Raw genomic sequence first — 829 nt, forward strand, 5'->3', positions numbered from 1 at the left:
TTCCAGAACAGCGCGACCAACCTTATAGATATCGTCGGCATACTCCGGCAGGATCTCACCGAGAACCGGTGTCGCAATATCTTCGGTGACTTCACCATACTGGACGATGACCTTGTTGCCGGTGCCCTGGGAATAGCGGATACGGCCGACCGGAGCATCGCACTGCCGTTCCTTGACGTTAACCTTTGCGGTGCTCACGACAGGCGCCCACGCGTACATGGATTCACCGCTGACAACGGCATGGTCCTGAACAACCGTGAAGGGCAGAGCTTGAATAAGGTCGTTGCAGAGTTCGGGGTTTTCCTTCGTCGCGAGATAGGCAATGACGCTGATGCCCAGCGGCTCCCAGGTAAGCCGTACCTTTTGACCGTCGCGGATCTGAACACGCCGAGAGGGATCGGCCAGGGCCGCGATGGAACCTTCCGGGGTCTCGTAAGTGAGATGTTTTCCGATGCTCCAAGGGAAGTAATGGAATGACCAGGCGGCCAAACGGTTGAGGTAACCCAGGAACGCCTTGACGGCCTCAACCGCCTCGTCGCGGCTACCAGCCGTCGGAAGATATTTGGTGATCGCTTCGGCAAAAGCGCCCATTTCCTGCAAGCCGCTGTAGCGCAGATAGTTGCTGTATGCGTAGTCAAAGCGGTGCACGAGTGCGCAGCACTGCTCGAGGGTAAATCGCTCATCCTGGAACGTCAGCAGCAACGGATACCACGTGTACATCGACTGGTCGCGCAGCATGCCGTTCACGAAGTCGAGGTTCGTGAAGTATTGGTTGTTTGTCCCGACCGCGAAGGTGCCGGTCCGGATATCATGAAGCTCCTTCGGCTCG

General features: G+C 57.4%; 1 protein-coding gene. It reads right to left on the bottom strand.

What is annotated here, in order from left to right:
* Positions 1-829 (bottom strand): hypothetical protein (locus PL640_RS25485; RefSeq protein ID WP_142843699.1); only part of this gene is annotated, 829 nt, incomplete at both ends.

Source organism: Agrobacterium sp. ST15.16.024 (genome assembly GCF_027956545.1).
Classification (GTDB): domain Bacteria; phylum Pseudomonadota; class Alphaproteobacteria; order Rhizobiales; family Rhizobiaceae; genus Agrobacterium; species Agrobacterium cucumeris.